Origin of the sequence: Nocardioides sp. URHA0020, from assembly GCF_000620705.1 — a bacterium.
GTDB lineage: Bacteria > Actinomycetota > Actinomycetes > Propionibacteriales > Nocardioidaceae > Nocardioides.
The window spans coordinates 337,938-354,493 of record NZ_KK211170.1; the positions used below are offsets into that span (position 1 = coordinate 337,938).

The 16,556-nt window shown below is 72.4% G+C and carries 18 protein-coding genes; 17 read left to right on the top strand and 1 reads right to left on the bottom strand.

Features of this window, described 5'->3' with window-relative positions; translation table 11 throughout:
- Positions 1–107 precede the first annotated feature (107 nt).
- From N542_RS25635 to N542_RS0119055, 17 genes are all read left to right on the top strand, one after another.
- Positions 108–602 (top strand): hypothetical protein, encoded by a 495-nt coding sequence (locus N542_RS25635; protein WP_036508744.1) that lies wholly within the window; start codon positions 108–110, stop codon positions 600–602.
- Entirely contained in the window at positions 599–895 is a 297-nt protein-coding gene (locus N542_RS0118980; RefSeq protein WP_028645278.1) for a DUF6167 family protein, read from the top strand. Before N542_RS25635 ends, N542_RS0118980 begins: the two co-directional genes overlap by 4 nt.
- Positions 895–3,567 (top strand): alanine--tRNA ligase, encoded by a 2,673-nt coding sequence (alaS, locus tag N542_RS0118985; protein ID WP_028645279.1) that lies wholly within the window; start codon positions 895–897, stop codon positions 3,565–3,567. Before N542_RS0118980 ends, alaS begins: the two co-directional genes overlap by 1 nt.
- 15 nt (positions 3,568–3,582) lie before the next feature.
- Positions 3,583–4,053 (top strand): Holliday junction resolvase RuvX, encoded by a 471-nt coding sequence (ruvX, locus tag N542_RS0118990; protein WP_028645280.1) that lies wholly within the window; start codon positions 3,583–3,585, stop codon positions 4,051–4,053.
- Complete coding sequence (mltG, locus tag N542_RS0118995; RefSeq protein WP_028645281.1) at positions 4,050–5,249, top strand: endolytic transglycosylase MltG; 1,200 nt, start codon at positions 4,050–4,052, stop codon at positions 5,247–5,249. The genes ruvX and mltG overlap by 4 nt, the downstream gene beginning before the upstream one ends.
- Before the next feature lie 7 nt (positions 5,250–5,256).
- Positions 5,257–6,072, top strand: coding sequence for a shikimate dehydrogenase (locus N542_RS0119000; RefSeq protein ID WP_028645282.1), 816 nt, complete (start codon positions 5,257–5,259; stop codon positions 6,070–6,072).
- Positions 6,069–6,782: a prepilin peptidase gene (locus tag N542_RS0119005; protein WP_051552054.1), complete on the top strand. Its 714-nt coding sequence runs from the start codon at positions 6,069–6,071 to the stop codon at positions 6,780–6,782. The genes N542_RS0119000 and N542_RS0119005 overlap by 4 nt, the downstream gene beginning before the upstream one ends.
- Positions 6,783–6,822: 40 nt before the next feature.
- Entirely contained in the window at positions 6,823–8,001 is a 1,179-nt protein-coding gene (gene aroC / locus N542_RS0119010; protein WP_028645284.1) for a chorismate synthase, read from the top strand.
- Positions 8,002–8,008: 7 nt separating this feature from the next.
- Positions 8,009–8,509 (top strand): shikimate kinase, encoded by a 501-nt coding sequence (locus N542_RS0119015; protein WP_036508746.1) that lies wholly within the window; start codon positions 8,009–8,011, stop codon positions 8,507–8,509.
- Positions 8,506–9,609: a 3-dehydroquinate synthase gene (aroB, locus tag N542_RS0119020; RefSeq protein ID WP_028645286.1), complete on the top strand. Its 1,104-nt coding sequence runs from the start codon at positions 8,506–8,508 to the stop codon at positions 9,607–9,609. The genes N542_RS0119015 and aroB overlap by 4 nt, the downstream gene beginning before the upstream one ends.
- A complete protein-coding gene (locus N542_RS0119025; protein WP_028645287.1) occupies positions 9,606–10,037 on the top strand; it encodes a type II 3-dehydroquinate dehydratase in 432 nt (143 codons plus the stop codon). The genes aroB and N542_RS0119025 overlap by 4 nt, the downstream gene beginning before the upstream one ends.
- Positions 10,038–10,142: 105 nt before the next feature.
- Complete coding sequence (gene efp / locus N542_RS0119030) at positions 10,143–10,706, top strand: elongation factor P (protein ID WP_028645288.1); 564 nt, start codon at positions 10,143–10,145, stop codon at positions 10,704–10,706.
- Positions 10,706–11,113, top strand: coding sequence for a transcription antitermination factor NusB (gene nusB, locus N542_RS0119035; RefSeq protein WP_028645289.1), 408 nt, complete (start codon positions 10,706–10,708; stop codon positions 11,111–11,113). Before efp ends, nusB begins: the two co-directional genes overlap by 1 nt.
- A gap of 4 nt (positions 11,114–11,117) precedes the next feature.
- Positions 11,118–12,494 (top strand): dihydrolipoyl dehydrogenase family protein, encoded by a 1,377-nt coding sequence (locus tag N542_RS0119040; RefSeq protein ID WP_028645290.1) that lies wholly within the window; start codon positions 11,118–11,120, stop codon positions 12,492–12,494.
- The gene (locus N542_RS0119045; protein WP_028645291.1) at positions 12,439–13,269 is read left to right on the top strand and encodes a DUF1206 domain-containing protein; all 831 of its coding nucleotides are present in this window, start codon (positions 12,439–12,441) and stop codon (positions 13,267–13,269) included. The genes N542_RS0119040 and N542_RS0119045 overlap by 56 nt, the downstream gene beginning before the upstream one ends.
- Positions 13,266–14,564, top strand: coding sequence for a dihydrolipoyl dehydrogenase family protein (locus tag N542_RS0119050; protein WP_028645292.1), 1,299 nt, complete (start codon positions 13,266–13,268; stop codon positions 14,562–14,564). The genes N542_RS0119045 and N542_RS0119050 overlap by 4 nt, the downstream gene beginning before the upstream one ends.
- Before the next feature lie 77 nt (positions 14,565–14,641).
- On the top strand, positions 14,642–16,018 hold the full coding sequence (locus N542_RS0119055) for a MinD/ParA family ATP-binding protein (protein WP_028645293.1): 1,377 nt from the start codon (positions 14,642–14,644) through the stop codon (positions 16,016–16,018).
- Between the two features lie 55 nt (positions 16,019–16,073).
- Here N542_RS0119055 and N542_RS0119060 read toward each other — a convergent pair whose 3' ends face one another.
- Positions 16,074–16,481, bottom strand: coding sequence for a PPOX class F420-dependent oxidoreductase (locus tag N542_RS0119060; protein WP_028645294.1), 408 nt, complete (start codon positions 16,479–16,481; stop codon positions 16,074–16,076).
- Positions 16,482–16,556 lie beyond the last annotated feature (75 nt).

Below are 16,556 nucleotides of genomic sequence, written 5' to 3' on the forward strand. Positions count from 1 at the left end.
CGCTCGCTGGCGCTCGCTGCTCGACCAGCGGGATGGACCGAGCGCGGGGGATCGCTCGTGCCACCGGCGCGACGACGTGCTCGCGCGCCGCGATAGGGTCGGTCACCATGCAGGACTGGATCGTGCCCGCCGTGGCCGGGGTGCTCGCGCTGGTGGCGCTGGGCCTCGTGGTCGCGCTGGTGCGAGCCCGGTCGGGGACGGAGCGGGCCCGCGCGGACGCGCAGGCGGAGATGGCTCAGCTGCGCGACCAGCTCGCGGCCCTGGAGCGCCGCGTCGACCGACCCAAGGCGGCCCCGGAGGCGTCGTTCGTGATCACCGACCTGGGTCGGGAGGAGACCGAGCAGGAGCTCGAGCCAGGTCCGCCGGTCGGGTCGGCCCTCTTCGCCGACCTCCTGCTGCGCGAGACCGTCGTCAAGGCCGCGTCGCTCGCCCACGGCGTACGGCGTGCGCTCGACGCGGAGACGCGCAACCGGATCCGGTTCGAGATGAAGCGTGAGGTCAAGCGCGCGCGCAAGCAGCGCAAGGTCGACACCCGCGAGGCGCTGCGCGAGTGGCAGGACCGGCAACGGGCCGACCTGCCGGACGAGGGCAGCGCAGCATGAAGCGCGGGCTCTGGTTCGTCGCCGGAGCCGGCACCGCCGTCTACGTGATGGTGCGGGGCCGGCGAGCCGCCGAGGTCCTCACCGTCGACGGGCTCAAGGACCGTGTCGGAGCGATCGAGGTGGGCGCCCGGATCTTCCGCGACGAGGTCGCGCAGGGCCGGGCCGACAAGGAATCCGAGTTGCGTGAGCGACTCGGCCTGGTGCCTCATGGAACCCCAGAACTCACCGGAGGCCGCCACAAGGCGGTCACGACAAGCCCGATCCCCGAGTCGGACCAGGAAGGCAGCAACTGATGGACACCGCGGAGATCCGCCGGCGGTTCGTGGCGCACTTCGAGCGCGACGGCCACACCCCGGTGCCCTCGGCCTCGCTGCTGCTCGACGACCCGAACCTGCTGTTCGTCAACGCCGGCATGGTGCCGTTCAAGCCGTACTTCCTCGGCCAGGAGACGCCGCCGTACGACCGCGCCACCAGCGTCCAGAAGTGCGTGCGCACCCCGGACATCGAGGACGTCGGCAAGACGACCCGGCACGGCACGTTCTTCGAGATGTGCGGCAACTTCTCCTTCGGTGACTACTTCAAGGAGCACGCGATCGAGCTGGCGTGGGACCTGGTCACCAAGCCGCAGTCCGAGGGTGGCTGGGGCTTCGACGAGAGCAAGCTCTACCCCAGCGTGTACGTCGACGACCCGGAGGCGGTCGCGCTCTGGCGCAAGATCACCGGCCTGCCCGACGACCGGATCGCCCGCCTCGGCAAGTCCGAGAACTACTGGTCGATGGGCGTCCCCGGGCCCGGTGGCCCCTGCTCGGAGATCCTCATCGACCGCGGCCCGGCGTACGGCGCCGACGGCGACTTCTCCGCCGAGGACCGCTACCTGGAGTTCTGGAACCTGGTCTTCATGCAGGACGAGCTCAGCGCCGTCCGCAGCAAGGAGGACTTCGACATCGCGGGGTCGCTGCCGAAGAAGAACATCGACACCGGCATGGGTCTCGAGCGGGTCGCGTTCATGACGCAGGGCGTCGAGAACATGTACGAGATCGACGTCATGTTCCCCGTCATCCAGATGGCCGAGCAGCTCACCGGGCGTCGGTACGGCGCCGACCACGAGGACGACGTGCGGTTCCGCGTCGTCGCCGACCACGTGCGCAGCTCCATGATGCTGATCGGCGACGGCGTCACGCCCGGCAACGAGGCGCGCGGCTACGTGCTGCGCCGCCTGCTCCGCCGGGCGGTGCGGTCGATGCGCCTGCTCGGCTACGAGGACCCCGCGCTGCCCGAGCTCTTCCCGATCAGCCGCGACAAGATGGGGGAGACGTACGGCGACCTGCACACCGACTGGGACCGCATCTCCCGGGTCGCGTACGCCGAGGAGGAGGCCTTCCGCAAGACGCTCCAGGCCGGCACCCAGATCTTCGACCTCGCCGCGCTCGACGTGAAGAAGTCGGGCAGCACCACGCTGTCGGGCGACCAGGCGTTCGCCCTCCACGACACCTACGGCTTCCCGATCGACCTCACGCTCGAGATGGCGTCCGAGGCGGGCCTCGCGGTCGACGAGCCGGGCTTCCGCTCCCTGATGGCCGAGCAGCGCGAGCGGGCCAAGGCCGACGCGCGCGCCAAGCGCGGCCAGCACGCCGACACCGGCGTCTACCGCACGGTCCTGGACGCCAACGGCCCGACCGAGTGGCTGGCCTACGAGACGCTCGAGACGGAGTCGAACGCGCTCGCGCTCCTGGTGGGAGGTGCCCCCGCCAGCTCGCTGACCGCGGGAGACGTCGGCGAGCTCGTGCTCGACCGGACGCCCTTCTACGCGGAGTCCGGTGGCCAGGCGGCGGACGCCGGCACCATCGAGTTCGACGGTGGGCGGCTCGAGGTCATCGACGTCCAGCGTCCGATCAAGGGCCTGGTCGTGCACCAGGTCCGCGTCGTCGACGGCGAGTTCACCCCCGGCCACCTGCTGCACGCGCGGGTCGACCCCGAGTGGCGCACCGGCGCGCGCCAGGCGCACTCGGGCACGCACGTGGTGCACGCCGCCCTGCGTGAGGTGCTCGGACCCTCCGCGCTGCAGTCCGGGTCCTACAACCGGCCCGGCTACCTGCGTCTCGACTTCGGCTGGACCACCGGTCTGTCGACGGAGCAGGTGCGCGACATCGAGCGCGTGTCCAACGAGGCGCTCCGCGCCGACCTGCCGGTCGGCTGGCAGTACATGACGCTCTCCGAGGCCAAGGACTGGGGCGCGATCGCGCTCTTCGGCGAAACCTACGACAACACCAAGGTGCGCGTCGTCGAGATCGGTGGGCCCTGGTCGCGCGAGCTGTGCGGTGGCACGCACGTGGACCACTCCTCCCAGATCGGCACCGTCGTCGTCACCGGCGAGGCGTCGGTCGGCTCGGGCAACCGTCGCATCGAGGCGTTCACGGGCGTCGAGGGCTTCGCCTACCTCGCCCGCGAGCGGGATGTGGTCGCGGAGCTCACCGGTCTGCTCAAGACGCAGCCCGACGACCTGGTCGGCCGCGTCGGCGACCTGGTCGAGCGGCTGCGCGCCGCGGAGAAGGAGATCGAGAAGGTCCGCGTCGGGCAGCTCCTCTCGGCGGGCGGCGACCTCGCGGCCGGCGCCACGAAGGTGGGACCGGTCAACGTGGTCGCGCACCGTGCCAACGGCGCGAGCGGCGGCGACGTACGCACCCTCGCCCTCGACGTGCGCGGCCGGCTCCCGCAGGGCGAGCCCGGCGTCGTGGTCGTCATCGGGTCCGCTGGCGGCAAGGTCTCGGTGGTCGCCGCGACGAACGACGAGGCGCGCGCCCGCGGCCTGAGCGCCAACGACCTGGTCCGCGCGGTCGGCCCCCTGGTCGGCGGCAAGGGCGGCGGGAAGGACGACGTCGCCCAGGGCGGCGGCACCGACGCCTCGCGCATCGACGAGGCGCTGGCAGTCGTGTCGGCTGAGGTCGGCCGCGTCGCGGCCGGCTGAGCGGGGCCGCGCCAGATGAGGCATGGCATCCGGCTCGGCATCGACCCCGGCGACGCCCGGATCGGGGTCGCCCGCAGCGACCCCTCCGGCTTCCTCGCGAGCCCCGTCGAGACGGTACGGCGCGGCAAGGGCGACCTGGCCCGGATCGCGAAGATCCTCGCCGCGGAGCAGGAGCAGTCCACGGTCATCGAGGTCGTCATGGGACTGCCCCGCTCGCTGTCGGGCGGTGAGGGACCGGCAGCGGCCAAGGTGCGCGAGTTCGCCGCCGGCCTGGCCAGGCGGGTGTCACCCATCCCGGTCAGGCTCGTCGACGAGCGCATGACGACGGTTTCCGCGGAGGCTATGCTGCGGGACCTTGGTCGCAAGGGTGGCAAACGACGGGCCGTGGTCGACCAGGCCGCCGCCGTCCTGATCCTGCAACACGCACTGGACACCGAGCGCGCGACGGGGACTGCGCCCGGGGAGATCCTCGAGGAGACTTCATGACGGACGAGTACGACGCGGACCACGAGACCCCGCTCCTGGCTGGTGAGCCGGTGGACGAGGGGGACGACGGCACGTCGTACGACGGCGGTCGGCGCCGTGGTGCCCGTCGCCGCAACGTGCCGGGCTGCATCGCCGTGCTGGTCGCGCTCGCGGTCGTCGCGGGCGGCTTCTACTTCGTCGTCACTTGGAGCATCGACAAGATCGGCGACCAGTTCTCGTCGGCCGAGGACTACCCGGGCCCCGGCAGCGGCAAGGTCACCTTCCAGGTGAAGAAGGGCGACACCGTCGCCGCGATGGGCCGCAACCTCAAGGACGCCGGCGTGGTGGCCTCGGTCGAGGCGTTCATCAACGCCGCCAGCGCCAACCAGGATTCCAACAGCATCCAGGCGGGCTACTTCCCCCTGGTGAAGAAGATGGCCGCCAAGGACGTCGTCGAGGTCCTGGTGGACCCGAAGAACATCGTGAAGTCGACCGTCACCGTCCCCGAGGGACTGCGGGTCAAGGACACGATCACGATCCTGGCGAAGAAGACGAAGTACTCGAGGGCCGACTTCACCAAGGTGCTCGAGAAGCCCGGCAAGCTCGGTCTGCCCGACTACGCCGAGGGCAACCCGGAGGGCTACCTCTTCCCGGCGACCTACGACTTCGGTCCCGACGCGACGCCGGCGTCGATGCTGACCGCGATGGTCAAGCGCTGGCGCCAGGCGGCCGACGACGCCAAGCTCGAGGACTCGGCGGCGGCGCTCGGCTACACGCCGCAGGAGCTGATGACGGTCGCGAGCCTGGTGCAGGCCGAGGGCCGCGGCGACGACATGCCGAAGATCGCGCGCGTCATCTACAACCGCGTCGAGAACCCCGACAACGGCATCACCAACGGGCTGCTGCAGATCGACGCGTCGGTCAACTACGCACTGGACCGGGTCGGGGTCGCCGCGCTCACCCAGGCGGAGATCGACTCGGTCGCGGACTCGCCGTACAACACCTACACGCAGCCCGGCCTGCCGCCGGGCCCGATCGAGTCGCCCGGGGACGAGGCCATCGCCGCGGCCGCGCACCCCGCCGAGGGCGACTGGCTGTTCTACGTGACGGTCAACCTCAAGACGGCCGAGACCAAGTTCACCGACAGCTACGACGAGTTCCTCACCTTCAAGCAGGAGTTCAAGGACTACTGCGCCACCCAGTCCGACCGCTGCTGAGCGCCGGATGCGCTGTGCCGTCGTGGGCGACCCCGTCGCCCACTCGCTCTCCCCGGTGCTGCACCGGGCCGGGTACGCCGTGCTGGGCCTGGCCGACCTGACGTACGACGCCGTCCGGGTCGCGGAGGACGGGCTGGCGGGGTTCGTGGCCGGCCTCGACCAGACCTGGCGCGGCCTGTCGCTCACGATGCCCCACAAGCGGCGGGCGCTCGAACTGGGCGGCACCGTGACCGAGCGCGCGCGGCTGACGGGGGCGGCCAACACCCTGGTGCTGGAGCGGGGGACCGTCGTGCTCGCCGACAACACCGACCTGCCCGGCGCGGTCGCCGCGGTCCGGGAGCGGTACGACGGTCCGGTCGGCGCGGCGACCGTGCTCGGTGGCGGCGCCACCGCGGCGTCCACCGGGTTGGCGATGTGCGAGCTCGGTGCCCGCCGGGTGCGGCTGCTCGCGCGGACCCCGGAGCGTGCCGCCGAGGCGGCGGCCGTGATCGCGTCCCACCCGAGCCGCCCCGAGGTCGAGGTCGCGACGCTCGCGACCGGCCCGGTCGACGGTGACGTCCTCGTCTCCACGATCCCCGCGACCGCGCAGGACGCCGACCTGGTGCAACGGTGTGCGGACGCACCGGTCGTCTTCGAGGTCGTCTACGACCCGTGGCCGACCCCGATCGCCGCGGCGGCGCGCGACCGGGTCCTGGTGTCCGGGCTCGACCTGCTGGTGCACCAGGCCGTGCTGCAGTTCGAGCTCTTCACCGGCGCACCGGCGCCGCTCGCCGCGATGCGGGCCGCGGGCCAGGCAGAGCTGGCCGTCCGGTCCGCCGGATGAGCGTCGACCTCGCCGGCGCCGTGCTCGGCGCCGCGCTGTGCGGACCGGCGGGCGCGGGGGTGCCCCGGCTGATCGCCCGGATCCCCGAACCGGTGCCGCCGGACGGCGAGGAGCCCGTCGAGCGCTACGCCCCGGTGGCTGCGCTCCCGGGACTGTGGTGGCGCGCGGCGCTGGTCGCCGCCGTCGCCGGCGCCCTGATCGGTGGAGCCGTGGGGCTGGACTGGGCGCTGCTGCTCCTGCTGACGGTGGTCCCGGTCTCCGTCGCGCTCGCCGTCGTCGACCTGCACACCCACCTGCTGCCGACCAAGGTCATCTGGCCGACGCTCGGGGGCACCGTCGTGCTGGCCGCCGTCGCGGCGCTCGCCGACGGTGACCCCGGCGCCTTCCTCAGCGCTGTCGTCGGCGGGGTCGTCGTCTTCGCGGTCTTCCACGCGCTGTGGTGGGTCCACCCCGCCGGCATGGGGTACGGCGACGTCCGGCTCTCGGCGGTCGTCGGGTTCGTCCTGGGCTACCTGGGCTGGGCGGCGCTCCTGATCGGCGTGTACGGCGCCTTCCTGGTCTTCTCGCTGCTCGGGGTGGCCCGCGCCCTCGTGCGCCGTGACCGGTCCGCGCTCCGCACGCCGCTGCCCTTCGGGCCGTTCCTGCTGGGCGGGGGGCTCCTGGGGATCGTCCTCGGCTCCGCCACCTGGGGCTATCTCGTCGGGACATGACCCCGACCGACACACCTGCGGGCCGTGAAAGACTGCCCCCATGCTGCGTTGGCTCACCGCGGGCGAGTCCCACGGCCCCTCCCTGGTCGCGATCCTCGAGGGGCTGCCCGCCCATGTCCAGGTGACCTCCGCCGACATCGCGGACGCGCTGGCCCGGCGACGCCTCGGCTACGGCCGGGGAGCCCGGATGAAGTTCGAGCAGGACGAGGTCACACTCGTCGGCGGAGTCCGGCACGGCACGACCCAGGGCGGTCCCGTCGCGATCCAGGTCGGCAACACGGAGTGGCCCAAGTGGGACAAGGTGATGTCGGCCGACCCGGTCGACCCGGTCGAGCTCGAGGCGATGGCCCGCAACGCCCCGCTGACCCGTCCGCGCCCGGGCCACGCCGACCTGGCCGGCATGCAGAAGTACGACTTCGACGACGCCCGCCCGATCCTGGAGCGGGCCTCGGCCCGTGAGACCGCGGCCCGGGTCGCCCTGGGCCGCGTCGCCAGCAACTTCGTCGAGCAGGCCGTCGGCGCCCGGATCGTCTCCCACGTGATCGAGCTCGGCGGCGTCCGCGCCCCGGCCGGCTCCTGGCCGGAGCCCGACGACGTGGCGCGGCTGGACGCCGACGAGGTCCGCTGCCTCGACGCCGACACCAGCAAGCTGATGGTCGAGCGCATCGACCAGGCGCACAAGGAGGGCGACACCCTCGGCGGCGTCGTCGAGGTGGTGGTGCACGGCCTGCCGCCCGGCCTCGGGTCGCACGTCCACTGGGACCGCCGCCTCGACTCGCGGCTCGCGGGCGCGCTGATGGGCATCCAGGCGATCAAGGGCGTCGAGGTCGGCGACGGCTTCGAGCTCGCCGCGACCCCCGGGTCGCTCGCCCACGACGAGATCGTGCCGACGCCCGAGGGCATCCGCCGGGTCAGCGGTCGCTCCGGTGGCACCGAGGGCGGCATGACGACCGGCGAGATCCTGCGCGTCCGCGCGGCGATGAAGCCGATCGCCACCGTGCCCCGCGCGCTGCGGACCGTCGACCTCGCCACCGGCGAGGCCACCGTCGCCCACCACCAGCGCTCGGACGTCTGCGCGGTCCCGGCCGCCGGCATCGTCGCGGAGGCGATGGTCGCGCTGGTGCTGGCCGAGGCGGTGCTGGAGAAGTTCGGCGGCGACTCGGTCCAGGAGACCCGGCGCAACGCCCAGTCCTACCTCGACACGCTCCGCTACCGGTGATCCGTCGATGATCGTGCTGATCGGCCCGATGGGCTCGGGCAAGACGACGGTCGGCGGTCTCGTCGCCGACCTGCTCGGCACGTCGGTGCGCGACACCGACCACGACGTCGAGGCGACGACCGGGCGTCAGATCTCCGAGATCTTCGTCGACGACGGCGAGGCCGCCTTCCGGGCGCTCGAGCGGGCCGCGGTCGCCGAGGCGCTGGCCACCCACGACGGCGTGCTCGCCCTGGGCGGGGGAGCGGTCCTGGACCCCGACACCCGACGGCTGCTGGCCGGTCACGACGTCGTCTTCCTCCGGGTCGGGCTGTCCGACGCGGTGAAGCGCGTGGGCCTGGGCACCACCCGGCCGTTGCTCCTCGGCAACGTCCGCGCCCGCATCAAGGCGCTGCTCGACGAGCGCACCCCGATCTACGAGTCGGTGGCCACGCTGTCGGTCGAGACCGACGGCCGCGAGCCGCAGGAGATCGCCGACGAGATCGTCGCCACGCTGGGCGCCCGCGCATGAGCGCACCGACGACCGAGACCGTCATCCGGGTCGCCGGACCCGCGCCGTACGACGTCGTGGTCGGCCACGGCGTCGTCGACCGCCTGCCCGGTCTGCTCGGTGACGGGGTCACCCGCGTCGCCGTCGTGCACCCGGAGGGCGTGCCCGCCGACGAGCTGATCGAGACGCTGGAGGGTCACTACGAGGTCATCGGCATCGCGGTCCCGGACGGCGAGCGGGCCAAGACGGCCACCGTCGCCGCCGCGTGCTGGGAGGTGCTGGGCGAGGCCGGCTTCACCCGGTCCGACGCGGTCGTCACCTTCGGGGGCGGCGCGACGACGGACCTCGGCGGGTTCGTGGCCGCCACCTGGCTGCGCGGTGTCAGGGTCGTGCACGTGCCCACCACGCTGCTGGCCATGGTCGACGCGGCGGTCGGCGGCAAGACCGGGATCAACACCGGGGCGGGCAAGAACCTCGTCGGCTCCTTCCACGAGCCCACCGGCGTGCTGTGCGACCTGGCCACCCTGGCCACGCTCCCGCGCGCCGAGCTGGTCGCAGGCCTGGGCGAGGTCGTCAAGTGCGGCTTCATCGCCGACTCCGTCATCCTCGACCTGGTCGAGTCGACCGAGCCGACGGAGCTGGCGGCGGGCTCACCGGTGCTGCGCGAGCTGGTCGAGCGCGCCATCCGGGTCAAGGCCGAGGTGGTCGCGGCCGATCTCAGGGAGACCGGCGGCGACGACGGCCACCCGGGCCGCGAGGCCCTCAACTACGGGCACACGCTCGCGCACGCCATCGAGCGCACCGAGGACTACCGCGTACGCCACGGTGAGGCCGTCGCGATCGGCTGCGTCTTCGTCGCCGAGGTCGCCGGCCGGGCCGGCCTGCTGGCTCCCGAGATCGTCGCGCGGCACCACTCGGCCTTCGCCCGGGTCGGGCTGCCCACGACGTACGACGGCGCGTCTTTCGAGACCCTGCACGCCGCCATGAAGGTGGACAAGAAGTCGCGGGGCAACCTGCTGCGCCTCGTGGTGCTCCACGACCTGGCCCGACCGGCGGTGCTGGCCGGACCGGCCGAGGACGACCTGCGCGCCGCCTACGCCGCGATCGGCGGCGCGTCGTGACGGTGCTCGTGCTCAACGGACCCAACCTGGGGCGCCTCGGCCGTCGTCAGCCCGAGATCTACGGCAGCACGACGTACGCCGAGCTCGCCGAGCTGTGCGTCGGCTGGGGGCGCGACCTGGGGCTCGACGTCGAGGTGCGACAGACCAACCACGAGGGCGAGATGCTCGACTGGCTCAACGGCGCGGCCGACGACGCCAGCCCCGTCGTGCTCAACGCTGCCGCCTGGACGCACTACTCGTACGCGATCTTCGATGCCTGCGCGCAGCTGGTCGCGCCGCTGGTGGAGGTCCACATCTCCGACCCGCACCAGCGACCCGAGGAGTTCCGACACACCTCCGTGGTCACGCCGTACGCCGTCGAGGTGGTCGCCGGGCACGGCATCGACGGCTACCGGATGGCGCTCGAGGTCATCGCCCGCCAGGGTTGAGTCTCGATTCAACCTCGGCGGCGCCAGCCGATAGACTCCTCCGCTGGTGCCCACTTACTGGGCGACCCCCGACGACATCCGACGGACGAAGGCTGGCACGCGCGCATGGCAACGACGAACGACCTGAAGAACGGCATGGTTCTCAACATCGAAGGCCAGCTCTGGGCCGTCATCGAGTTCCAGCACGTGAAGCCGGGCAAGGGCCCCGCGTTCGTGCGCACCAAGCTCAAGAACGTGGAGTCGAACAAGACCGTCGACAAGACGTTCAACGCCGGCACCAAGGTCGAGACCGCCACGGTCGACCGCCGCACGATGCAGTACCTCTACAACGACGGCTCGTCGTACGTCTTCATGGACGTCGCCGACTACGAGCAGATCGAGATCGCCCCCGAGATCGTCGGCAACGCCGCCAACTTCCTCCTGGAGAACCAGGAGGCCGTCGTGGCCACCAACGAGGGCCGCGTCCTCTTCATCGAGCTCCCGGCCTCGGTCGAGCTCGTCGTCACCTTCACCGAGCCCGGCCTCGCCGGTGACTCGGCGACCGGTCGCACCAAGCCGGCGACGCTGGAGACGGACCACGAGATCCAGGTCCCGCTCTTCATCAACCAGGGCGAGAAGGTCAAGGTCGACACCCGCGACTCCTCCTACATGGGTCGCGTCAAGTCCTGATGTCGGCTCGGTCCAAGGCCCGCAAGCGGGCGCTCGACGTGCTCTTCGCCTCCGACGTCCGCGGCGAGTCCGCGACCACGGCGCTCGAGACCGCGATCGCCGACGGTGAGGGTCCGACCAACGACTACACCGCCGTGCTGGTGCGTGGCGTCGAGGAGCACCGCGACCACATCGACGAGGTGCTCGCGCAGTACGCGGAGGGCTGGACGCTGCAGCGGATGCCCGCCGTCGACCGCAACGTGCTCCGGCTCGGCGTCTGGGAGCTGCTGTACGCCGAGGACGTGCCCGACAGCGTGGCGATCAGCGAGGCGATGGCCCTGGTCACCGACCTGTCGACCGACGAGTCGCCCCAGTTCGTCAACGGTGTGCTCGGCGCGGTCCAGCGCAACAAGGAGTCTCTAGTCTGAGGGCATGAATGCTCTCGAGGTGGACCTGGTCGTCATCGGCACCGGACCCGGAGGCGAGGCCCTCGCCACCGGCGCAGCGAAGGTGGGGCTGAAGGTCGTCGCCGTCGACAAGCACCTCGTCGGTGGCGAGTGCCCCTACTACGGCTGCATCCCGACCAAGATGATGGTCCGGGGCAGCGACGCGGTCGCCGAGGTGCGCCGGGCCGCGGAGGTCGCCGGCGAGGCGACGATCGCACCCGCCTGGTCGGTCGTGCACCGGCGCATCGACGAGCAGGCGACGGCGCACTGGGACGACACCGCCGCCGTGGACCGGCTCCGTGACGCCGGCGCCACGGTGCACCACGGCGTCGGCCGGCTGGCCGGGCCCGGCTGCGTCGAGGTCACGACGGCGGACGGCGAGGTCATCACCTACGCGACCGCCCGCGGCGTCGTGCTCAACCCCGGCACCCGACCGGCCGTGCCGCCGGTCGAGGGGCTCGCGGACACGCCGTACTGGACCAACCGCGACGCCGTCCAGCTCGGCGAGCTGCCCGGGTCGGTGGTCGTCATCGGCGGCGGTCCGATCGGCTGCGAGCTCGCCCAGGTCTTCAGCCGGTTCGGCGTGCGCGTGACGGTCGTCCAGCACGGTGCGCGGCTGGTGCCGGCCGACGAGCCGGAGGCCTCCGAGCTGCTGGAGAAGGTCTTCGTCGAGGAGGGCATCCGGGTGCTGACCGGGGTCGAGCTGCAGCGGGCGTCGTACGCCGAGGGCGTCTTCACCCTCGGCCTCGACTCCGGCGAGGAGCTGGTGGCCGACAAGGTGCTGGTGGCCGCCGGGCGCACCCCCAACCTGGACGACCTCGGCCTGGAGACCGTCGGCCTCGACCCGCACGCCCGGAGCCTCGAGGTCGATGACCGGCTGCGCGTGCAGGACGGGATCTGGGCGATCGGTGACGTCACCGGCAAGGGGGCGTTCACCCACGTCTCGATGTACCAGTCCGCGGTGGCCCTGCGCGACGTCCTCGACCAGCCGGGCGCCCCGGCGCGCTACCACGCCGTCCCGCACGCCACCTTCACCGATCCCGAGATCGGTGGCGTCGGGCTGACCGAGCAGCAGGCGCGCGACGCCGGGCTGACGGTCCGCACCGGTCTCACCAGGCTGGAGGAGTCCTCGCGCGGTTTCACCCACGGACCGGGCGGGCAGGGACTCATCAAGGTCGTCGAGGATGCCGACCGCGGAGTCCTGGTCGGAGCGACCGCGATGGGACCGGCGGGCGGCGAGATCCTCGGGTTCCTGGCCGTCGCGGTCCACGCGGAGGTCCCGGTCGACTCGCTCAGGACGATGATCTATGCCTACCCGACCTTCCACCGCGCCATCGAGTCCGCGCTCGCCGATCTCTCCTGACCGCGACTGGGTCGACTGGGTCGCTCGCGCCGGCCTGGTGGCGTACGGCGTCGTCTACCTGATGATCGGCTGGCTGGCGATCCAGCTGGCGCTCGGGGACCGCGAGGGCAGCCCGTCGAGCAGTGGCGCCATGCAGGAGCTCGCCCAGCAGCCCTTCGGCGGCGTCCTGATCTGGCTGATCTCGATCGGGATGTTCCTGCTGGTCCTCTGGCAGGGGCTCGAGGCGGCGTTCGGCCATCGCGACGAGGACGGCGGCAAGCGCGTCGCCAAGCGACTCTCGTCGGCGGGCAAGGCGGTCGTCTACGCGGTGATCGGCATCAGCGGCGTCAAGGTCGCCCTGGGCTCCGGCTCCTCCGGGGGCAAGGGCCAGGAGACGCTGACCGCCAAGCTGATGAACGCCCCCGCCGGACAGGTCCTGGTCGGGATCGTGGGCCTGGCGATCATCGGCTACGGGATCTACCAGGTCGTGCAGGCCTGGACCGAGAGCTTCGCCGACAAGCTCGACGGGGAGGGGCGCAGCGGCAGGTCCGGCACGGCGTACCTCGCCTTCGGCAAGGCCGGGTACGCCGCCCGCGGCGTCGCGTTCGTGATCGTGGGCGGGCTCTTCTGCTACGCCGCGATCACCCATGACCCGCAGAAGTCCGGGGGTCTCGACCAGGCGCTCTTCGAGGTGCTCGACAAGCCCTTCGGTCCGGTCATGCTGGGCCTCATCGCGGTCGGGCTGGGCTGCTACGGGGTCTTCACCCTGGCCCGCGCCCGGCACCTGTCGAAGTGAGCCGCGTCGAGGTCGACGTCGTGGTCCTCGGCCTCGGCGCCGGCGGCGAGCACGCCGCCCACAAGCTCGCCGAGACCGGGCTCGCCGTCGTCGGCGTCGAGCGCGACCTGATCGGCGGCGAGTGCCCCTTCTGGGGCTGCACGCCGTCGAAGCTGCTGATCCACTCGGCGCAGCGGGGCGACGACTTCGCCCGCGCCGCAGCCCGGATCCGCGAGGCCAACCACGACTGGCACGACGAGCAGCACGCCGGCCCGCTCGAGGAGGCCGGGGTCCGGCTGGTGCGCGGCCACGGCCGTCTCGCCGGGCCCGGGCGGGTGGAGGTCGGCGGCAGCACGTACGACGCGCGTCTCGGCGTGCTGCTCAACACCGGGACCGCACCCGCCGTGCCGGACATCGAGGGGCTCGCGGACACGCCGTACTGGACCAACCGCGACGTGATGCGTCAGGAGCAGCCGCCGGGGTCGCTGGTGGTGATCGGCGCGGGGCCGATCGGGGCCGAGCTCGCCCAGGCGTTCGTCCGGTTCGGCACCGAGGTGACGCTGCTGGAGGCGGGCCACCGGATCCTGGGCCCCGAGGAGCCGGAGGCGGCGGAGGTGATCTCCGGGGTGCTGCGCCGCGAGGGCGTCACGATCCGCACCGACGCCGAGGTGACCGGGGTGCGCCACGTCGACGACGGGTTCGTGGTCGAGGTCGACGGTGAGACCCTCGCGGCCGAGCAGGTCCTGGTCGCGGTCGGCCGGTCGATGAACCTCGTCGACATCGGGCTGGAGACCGTCGGGCTCGACCCCGACCACCACCGGGTCGACACCGACGAGCGGATGCGGGCCGCCGAGCGGCTGTGGGCGGTCGGTGACATCACCGGCGAGGGTGACTACACCCACCTGTCGATCTACCAGGCGCAGGTGGCCGTGCGCGACCTGCTCGGCGAGGACGGGCCGTGGGCCGACTACCGGGCGGTCGGCCGGGTGACCTTCACCGACCCCGAGGTCGGCTCGGTCGGGCTCACCGAGGAGCAGGCGCGCGCCGCCGGACTCCGGGTGGCCGTCGGACGCGCCGACATCGCGAGGTCGGCCCGTGGCTGGATCAGCGAGGCCGACGGCATCGTCAAGGTGGTGGCCGACGCGGACCGGGGCGTGCTCGTCGGCGGCACGGTCGTGGCGCCGTACGGCGGGGAGGTGCTCGGCCTGCTGACGACCGCCGTGCACGCCGAGATCCCGGTCGGGACCCTGCGCCACATGCACTTCGCCTACCCGACCTTCCACCGCGCGATCGCCGCCGCTCTCGGAGACCTCTGACCGGTGCGTGTGACCACCCCGATTTCGGGGAAGGACCTGCGGGAGCCAGGACGGACCCGGCTCTGAGGGAGGAACCGATGTCGCAGGAAGCATGGAGCTCTGGGGGCTCGCGACACGACGCTGACGACACCAGTGACCGGCTCTACACGCCGGAGGACTTCCAGGCCTACGCCGCGCGCAGGGAGGGCCGGGACGGCTCCGCGGGGGCCCGCGAGCCGATGACGTACGGCGACCCGCTCAGCGATCCGCTGCCCGAGGTCGCGCCGGCGCGGCCGCCGGAGCCGGAGCCGGCCGCCGAGGTCGCCCCGCCGGTCGCACAGCCGGTCGCCCAGCCCGTTGCGCAGCCGGTCGCGCAGCCGACGACCCCGCCGCCGTCGTACCGGCCCTCGACCCCGCCGCCCGCAGGTCCGCCGCCGGCCCAGGCGCCGCCGGTGGCCGCCCCGGCGCCCGCCGCACCGGCCGCACCGCCGGTGGGCCCGCAGCCGCCGGCCGACGAGCCGGACGGCGACGTGCGCCGCTTCATGAGCGCCACCGACTTCCTGGACCGACGCGACTCCGAGCAGCAGCACGGCCCGGCGACCTGGGGCTGGCGCGGCAAGGTGCGCCGCTGGAGCGGTGGCCTGATCACCCCGCGGATGGGGCCCGACGAGCTGGCCTACGAGGTCGACCGCGCCACCATCCAGAAGGACTTCGACGGTCCGCGCACCATCGCCTTCATCAACCCCAAGGGTGGCGCCGCCAAGACGACCGGCGTGCTGGCCGCCGGCTTCACGTTCGGCACCGTGCGCGGTGGCGGCGTGGTCGCGTGGGACAACAACGAGACTCGCGGCACCCTCGGCATCCGCGGCACCCGCAGCGCCCACCGCAACACCACCCGGGAGCTCCTGGAGGACCTCGAGCGGTTCACCGACGTCTACCAGTCGCGCATCGGCGACCTGGGCGCCTTCGTCCGCTCGCAGGGCGACGCGCACTTCGACGTGCTCGCCTCCGACGAGCGCCCCGACGTGACCGGGACGATCCGCGCCTCCGACTTCGACTCGGTGCACAAGCTGCTCGAGCGCTTCTACCGGATCATCCTGATCGACACCGGCAACAACATGCGTGCCGAGAACTGGCTCGCCGCCGCCGGTGCGGCCGACCTCCTGGTCGTCACCTCCACGGTCCGCGAGGACACCGGCTACAGCGGCCTGTGGATGCTCGACGCGCTGCAGGACGCGGGCTACCAGGACCTCAAGCACAAGACGGTCACGGTGCTCTCCGACCCGTCCGCCAACGTTGACGCCAAGCTGGCGAGCGACCTGGTCGACGTCTACCAGCAGCGCACCCGGGCGGTCTACCGCGTGCCGTACGACCCGGCCCTGGTGGCCGGCTCGATCGTGCCCTACGCCCAGCTGTCCGAGAACACCCGGATGCAGTGGCTCAAGGCCTGCGCGGGGATGGCCGCCGCCCTCTGACCCGCTGACCTGTCGCCTCCGGCCGCTCGACCCGGCCAGGGGCGACGGGTCGGCGTCACTGCTTCGCGGCGCCCCATCCGTGCCACGTCTCGACCCGCAGCCACGCGCTGGTGCGGGGGCTCGTGCGGTCGGGGTAGGGGCTGCCGCCGTAGTGGATGCTCAGCCGGTCGATGTCGACGAGCCCCTCGTCCGGCACCAGTCCCTCGACGTGCCCGATCAGGGAGACGTGGGTGTACCAGCTGTCCTCGTCCAGGACGGTCAGGGTGATGCGCGGATCGCGGCGCAGGTGCTTGAGCCGGACCCGGGTGTCGTCCATGTTGAGCAGCACCCGGTCATCGTCCTCGAGCAGGTACCAGGTCGCCACGGAGATCGGCTGACCGTCGGAGCGCAGGGTCGTCACGACCGCCGGGTTGGGCTTGGTCAGCAGGGTGCGGACATCGTCGGGGAACGGCAGCTCGGGCATGGATCCTCCTGGGGTGGGGTGGACGGGTAGGCGTCCCTCGATCCTTACCCAGCAAACCCGTGGCCGCACCTCCAC